Source organism: Oerskovia sp. NPDC056781, from assembly GCF_042789955.1.
In the GTDB taxonomy this organism is placed as follows: domain Bacteria; phylum Actinomycetota; class Actinomycetes; order Actinomycetales; family Cellulomonadaceae; genus Oerskovia; species Oerskovia rustica.
This window is the reverse complement of record NZ_JBHUAD010000213.1, coordinates 1-6,937: the sequence shown is the minus strand read 5'-3', so window position 1 is coordinate 6,937 and position 6,937 is coordinate 1. Positions and strand designations below refer to the sequence as shown.

Genomic DNA, 6,937 nt, shown 5'->3' with positions numbered 1-6,937 from the left:
CGCCACGACCTCACCGGGGCCGGTCAGCCGCAGCTCGCCGCGGCGTGGTCGACCGTGTACGTGGTGGTCCTCCCCTCGGCGTCCGTCGCGGTGACCGTGACCTGTCCGGCGTCGATCGACGCCGCACGGGTCGCGAACGACTGGTGGGCGGACTTGCCCGCCGCGACGCCCGTGAAGGTCTTGGTGCCGTAGGCCGAGCGGACCACGATCGTGACCGGGGCGTCGCCCGAGTTCACGGCCGTGACCGAGAGCGTCACGCGGTTCGCGACGCACTTGGGGGCTGCCGAGACCGTCACGGGGACGGTCTCGCCGGCGGGCACGTCGACCGACTGCGCCGTGACGTTCCCGGCCCGGTCGGTCGCCCGGTAGCCGAACGTCACGGCCTCGTCACCCACGGCGACCGGGGCGTCGTACGCGGCCCAGGTCGTCCCGTCGAGCGTGTACTCGACCGAGGCGACGCCCGAGACGGCGTCCGTGGCGACGACCTCGACCGTGCGGTCCTCGCGCAGCGTCGCAGCCACGCTCGGGCCGTCGGCGTCGATCTTGACGACCACGTCGGCGCCCGTCGCGTTCTCGGCGCCGGCCGAGGCCCGCACCTTGAGCGTGTGCTCGCCCGGGGCCGACACGACCACGGGGGCCGTGTACTCGGCCCACGCGCCGCCGTCGACCTGGTACTCGCGGTAGACCTGCTGGCCGGCCGCGCCGCCCGTGGTGGCGACCGTGACGGTCACCGGACCGGTCCACCAGCCGTTCGCGCCCGACGGCGAGGCCGGGTCGAGCGACCCGCTCACCGTGAGCGGCTCGGCTGCCGGGCCCACGACCTTGAAGTGCTCGAAGGTCGCGGTCGCGGAGGCCTGCTGACCTGCTCCCAGGGCGTACAGACCGATCTTCGCGTCTGCCAGACCCGGGTTGGTCACCTTCTCGGCGATCTCGGTCCAGGTCACGCCGTCGGCGCTGTACGAACCCGTGTAGGTCGTGCCCACCTTGGCCAGACGCAGCCACCACACGCCCTGCGACAGGTTGTTGACGTTGGGCTGCGGGTTGAGGACGGCCGCGCCGGCCTCGCTGCGCATCTCGAGCCCACGGTCGACCGCCGCGCCCGGCTGGTTCTTCGTGATGAAGTCCAGCTTGACGTAGTTGTCGTCGTCGCCGTAGAGGATCAGACCACCCTGCTGGTACTGCTGGTTGAACGTCGAGCCGTCGACCTTGGTCTCGACGGTCCAGTCACCGGCGGGCTGGTCCTGCAGGACGATGTTCGGCACGTCGGTGTTGCCCGTGCCGTAGATGTCCGTGGGCGTCGTGTCGATCTCGAGCTTGCCACCGGCCACCCGGAGGCCCGACGCGTCAGGACGGACCACGGAGCTCCAGCGGCAGCCGTCGAGCGACGTCCCCTCGAACTCATCGTCCGGCCCGGCCGCGGTGGCCGTGTCGTCCGGCGTGATGTGGAACCAGTCGAACGTCGCGTCGACGACGTCCGGGACGGATCCGTCGTTCGCGAACGCGACGAGCCCGATCTTCGGGTTCACGAGCCCGTGCAGCGACTTGGTCTCGGACATGGCCGTGAAGTCCAGGCCGTCGGCCGAGTAGTACGCCCGCAGGTTCGACCCGTCGCTCGTGTAGCGCACGTAGAACGTGTCGGGGAAGTCCGTCGTGATGTTCACGTTGGACGCGGCGACCTCGTTCGGCGTGCCGTTCTCCTCGCGGATGAACTGGAAGACGCGCGAGTTCGGGTTGGCCCCGGTCCCGCGGCCCTGGATGACCATCTTGGCGTAGTTGTCACCGTCGCCCCACAGGAGCAGACCGGCCTGCTGGTACTGCGCGCGTGCCGGGAAGGTGACCTTGGTGGTCGCCGTCCACGGACCCGAGGGCAGGTCCTGCAGGACGATGTTGGACACCGGTCCCTCGCCCTGGCCGTAGAAGTCCGCCTTGCTCGCGGGGATCACCAGGTGACCACCGGAGACCGCGAGCTTCTGGTCCCGACGGATGATCGTGGACCAGCGGTCCTCGTCCACCGCGGTGCCCGTGAAGTCGTCCGAGCGGCCCGAGAAGCACATGACCGGACCGGCCTCGTTGACCTTGATGTTCACGTACTTGACCGTGTAGGCGCCACCGGCGTCGGTCACGCGGACCTGGAGCCGGTAGGTGCCCGCGGCCGTGTACGTGTGCGAGAACTCGGGACCGCCGTCGACGAACCCGCCGCCCAGCCCGTCGTCCCACGCGTACACCAGGTCGGACGCCTCGCCGTCGGGGTCGGTGCCCGTCGCGGTCGCGGTGACCGTCAGCGGGGCCGGACCGGCGAGCGTGGGCACGTCGAGCTCGACGTCGGGACGGATGTTGTCCGTCACGCCGCGCCCCTCGATGTCCATCCAGTTGACGTTGATGCCGCCCGAGAGCAGGACGAAGTACAGCGTCCCGCTGCCTTCCGGCACGTTCGTCAGCTGCGTCGACACGTCGCGGTAGACCTGCCAGTCGCCCGTGTTCGGCACGGTGATCCGGCCGATCTCGGGGCCGTCCGCCGCGTCCCAGCGCAGCGAGACCACGCCGTTCGCGTTGGGCGAGGCCACGCGCAGGCTGATCGCCTCGACGTTGGCCAGGCTCACGGGCTCGTGCGCCCACCAGTCACCGGGCTCGATGTAGCCCAGGTTCTGACCGCCGCCCGCGGAGTCCGAGGTGGTCTCCTTCTGGACGCCGGGGGTGCCGCCGGTGCCGATCGAGGTCTCACGACCCGTCGAGGTGTAGAACTCCGACTGGACGCGCTTGGGCTGGAGCACCTGCAGCGCGTTGCCCGTGAGGGGCACGCCGGCGTCGCCGCCGTCGTCCGTGTACGAGCCCTCGATGACCCAGAAGATGTTCGACTCGATGCCGTGCCCCTCGTCGCGAGCGGTCTGGAGCACGCCCTCGCAGCCGTACAGCTCTTCCATGGGGTGCGCGTGCGAGTCGTGGCCGAGCGAGGTGCGCAGCGCCACCGTGGAGCAGTCCACCTCGCCGTCGGGGTCGTCGACCGTGATCCGGTAGCGGACCTGGTCGCCCCACTCGAAGAACCCGCCGTTGTCCGGGAACTCGATCTTCACCACGGGCGCCTGGTTGCCGACGACGACCGTGACGTTCGCGACCGCGAGCTTGCCGTCGGAGTCGCTCACCGTGAGCTGCGCCGTGTACGAGCCGTTCTCGGTGTACGTATGGGTCGGGTTCGCCTGGGTCGAGGGCGCGGAGCCGTCGCCGAACGTCCACTGGAGCGAGATGGGCTCGCCCGCCGGGTGGCGGGTGCCCTCGGAGGAGAACTGGACCGTCAGGGGCGCGGAGCCGCTCGTCACGTCCGCCTGCGCGTGCGCGATGGGCGACGGGTCGCCCTGGACGTAGTTGACCTTGTAGACCGCGCTCGAGTCGTTGTTGCCGCCGAAGCCCGAGCCCCAGTCGATCACGTACAGCGCACCGTCGGGACCGAAGTCGAAGTCCATCGGACGGTCGAACCCGTTGGACGGGTCGAGCACGCCCGGCAGCACCCGGTTGATGTCGACGATCTGGTCACGCTTGTCGCCGTCGAGCTGGATCGAGAACATCGTGCCGTGGTTCCACTCGCCGAACAGCGCCTTGCCGTCCCAGTACGCGGGCCACTTCACGTCGGAGTCGAGCTCGGGGTCGAACTCGTACACGGGACCGCCCATGGGTGCGCCGCCGCCACCGATCTCGGGGAACTGCGGGTTGGCCGCGCCGGTGTACCAGATCTCGGCAGCAACGGCGGCCGGGAGCTTCTGGATGCCCGTGTTGTTGGGCGAGTCGTTGGTCGCGCCCGCCGCGCAGTCGAACGACGCACCGGACTGGCCGGTCGCGAAGTTGTAGTCGATGTAGGACGTGTTGGCGCCGGTGCAGTACGGCCAGCCGTAGAAGCCCGGCTCGCTCACGACGTTCCACTCGACCGCGCCACGAGGACCGCGGGCCGGGTCGGCCGCCCCCGAGTCGGGACCGTAGTCACCGACCAGGACGTTGCCCGAGGCCGGGTCGAGACCGATCCGGAACGGGTTGCGGAAGCCCATGGCGTAGATCTCGGGGCGCGTCCTGTCCGTGCCCGGGGCGAACATGTTGCCCTCGGGGACCGTGTACGTCCCGTCGTCCTGCGGCGTGATGCGCAGCACCTTGCCGCGCAGGTCGTTCGAGTTCGCCGACGAGCCCTGCGCGTCGAAGTTCTTGCGGCCGGGGCGCTCGTCGGTCGGGGTGAAGCCGCCCGACTCGAACGGGTTGGTGTTGTCCCCCGTGGCGAGGATCAGGTTGCCGTCCTCGTCGAAGATCATGTCCCCGCCCGCGTGGCAGCACGTGTCGCGCTGCGTCGTCACGGTCAGGAGCTTCTTCTCGCTCGCGAGGTCGAAGGTCTTGGACGCCGTGTCGTACGTGAAGCGCGAGATCCGGTTGTGCGGGCCGTCCGACCCGACGTTCGCGGGCGACCAGTAGGCGTAGAGCCAACCGTTCGCGGCGAAGTCCGGGTCGAGCACCAGGCCCAGCAGCCCGTCCTCGTTCGCCTGCGTCACGTTCAGCGTGAGCGCCGTCGAGGTGACGTTGGCGTCGTGGTCGATGCGGCGGACGCGCCCGTCACGCTCGGCGTAGAACACCGTCCCGTCGGGGGCGACGTCGAGCATCATCGGGTTGCTCGTGTCCTCGTCGAGCGCGACGCGCTCGAAGCTCGCGCTCTGCGTCGCGTTGCAGTCCGAGTCGACGACGCCCGCGGCGGTCTGGATGCCGCCCAGCAGGTGCTCGACGAAGTTCGGCTCGGTGTAGCTCGCCTGCGTGTGGCCGCCACCGGTGTACCAGGAGCGACCGCCCTCGTAGGTCTGGCACCAGGCGATCGGGTGGTCGGAGCCCATCTTGGCGCTGCCCGCGTCGTAGGACGTCTCGTCGAGGCTCGCGAGCACGTGCACCTTGTCGCGCGGGCTCGTGCGGAAGTTGTACCACTCGTCGTGCCGGTCCCACCGGGACGGCAGGTGCGCGGTCGAGGGGTGGACGCCGTCCTCGACCTTGATCGTGGCGTCCTGGTTCTGCGGGTGGCCGGAGAAGTAGGCGCCCACGAGGCCACCGTACCAGGGCCAGTCGTACTCGGTGTCGGACGCCGCGTGCACTCCCGCGTACCCGCCGCCGTTCGCGATGTACCGCTCGAACGAGGCCTGCTGCTCGGTGTTGAGCACGTCGCCGGTCGTCGAGAGCCAGATCACGACCTCGTACTGCGCGAGGTTCGCGTCGTTGAAGTCGGCGGCGTCCTCCGTGACGTCGACCGTGAAGCCGTTCTCGGTGCCGAGCTTCTCGATCGCCGTGATCCCGGCCGGGATCGCGTCGTGCCGGAACCCGGCGGTCTTGGAGAAGATCAGGGCGTCGAAGGGCGCCGCGGCGGCCTCCGGGGCTGCCGCGACGGACGCGGCGGGCTGGACGGAGCTGAGGGAGGCGCCCGGTGCAGCGGCGAATGCCGCCGCCCCGGTCGCCATGGACAGTGGGAGGGCCACCGCGGTAGCGGCGACGGCCGCGACCGTGCGCATCGTTGCGCGCGGTGCTCTCCAGAGCACGTTTCTCACCAAGGACTCCTTGTGATGATGGGACAAGGGTGCTGCGCTCCGGGGCGACGACGGCATCGGCCATGACCCGTCGTCGCCGGTGACGGACCTGCTCCGCCGGGCATCTCGCACCACGTTCCACGTGGCTCTCCCGCCGGTACGGCGGGACGGTCGGCCTCCTCTCAGATCTGCTGCCAGTCGCTGTCGGACGCAGCGCTGCGCTCGACGGCTTCGAGGATTCGCTGGACGGCCAGGCCGTCGGCGAAGGACGGGGTGGGCTGGGTGCCGGCCGCGACGTCGCGCACCAGGTCGACGGCCTGGTGCGTGAACGCGTGCTCGTAGCCGAGGCCGTGGCCCGCGGGCCACCAGCTCGCGATGTACGCGTGCTGCGGCTCGGTCACGACGATCCGCCGGAAGCCCGCGACCTGCGGGTCGTCGGACGCGTCGAAGAAGTGCAGGACGTTCATGTCCTCGAAGTCGAACGCCACCGAGCCGCGCGACCCGTTGATCTCGAGGCGGATCGCGTTCTTGCGGCCGTAGGCGAAGCGGGTGGCCTCGAAGACCCCCAGCCCGCCGCCCGTGAGCCGCGCGAGGAAGACCGCGGCGTCGTCGACCGTGACCGGGCCCTTCTCGGTTCCGGCGGTGCCGGACAGGCCCGAGAAGCCGGTCGCGATCGGGCGCTCGTCGACGAACGTCTCGAGGATCCCGGAGACTCCGGTGATCGACTCGCCCGTGATGAACTGCGCGAGGTCGATGATGTGCGCCCCGATGTCGCCGAGCGCCCCGGACCCCGCCTTGGTCTTGTCGAGCCGCCACGAGAGCGGCACGTTCTCGTCGGCGATCCAGTCCTGGAGGTACTGGGCGCGCACGTGGCGGACCGTGCCGATCCGGCCGTCGACGACGAGCTGGCGCGCGAGCTGGACCGCAGGGACCCGGCGGTAGGTGAAGCCCACCGTGGAGAGCACCCCGCGCTCGGCCGCCGCCTCGGCGGCGGCGACCATGAGCTCGGCCTCGGCGACCGTGTTGGCCAGCGGCTTCTCGCACAGCACGTGCTTGCCGGCCTCGAGCGCCGCGATCGCGATCTCGGCGTGCGTGTCGCCCGGGGTGCAGATGTCGACCAGGTCGACGTCGTCGCGTGCGACGAGCTTGCGCCAGTCGGTCTCGACGTCGTCCCAGCCCAGCTTGTCCGCGGCTGCCGTGACCGCCGTGGCGTTGCGACCTGCCAGCACGCGCATCTCGGGCGCGAGCGGCAGGCCGAAGAACCGCGGTGCGGTACGCCATCCCTGCGAGTGTGCAGCCCCCATGAACGAGTACCCGACCATGCCGATCCCGAGGGTCGGGCGACCGTCTTGCGCCATCTCAGGCACTTCCTTTCGTGGTGGACGTCACGGGCGGGCCGGGAG

At 70.4% G+C, this 6,937-nt stretch carries 2 protein-coding genes; both read right to left on the bottom strand.

Annotation, left to right across the window (positions count from 1 at the left end):
• Positions 1-23: 23 nt before the first annotated feature.
• A complete protein-coding gene (locus tag ACFRCR_RS15315; RefSeq protein ID WP_377678709.1) occupies positions 24-5,555 on the bottom strand; it encodes a ThuA domain-containing protein in 5,532 nt (1,843 codons plus the stop codon).
• Positions 5,556-5,716: 161 nt separating this feature from the next.
• Positions 5,717-6,892 (bottom strand): Gfo/Idh/MocA family protein, encoded by a 1,176-nt coding sequence (locus ACFRCR_RS15310; RefSeq protein WP_377678707.1) that lies wholly within the window; start codon positions 6,890-6,892, stop codon positions 5,717-5,719.
• Positions 6,893-6,937: the final 45 nt, after the last annotated feature.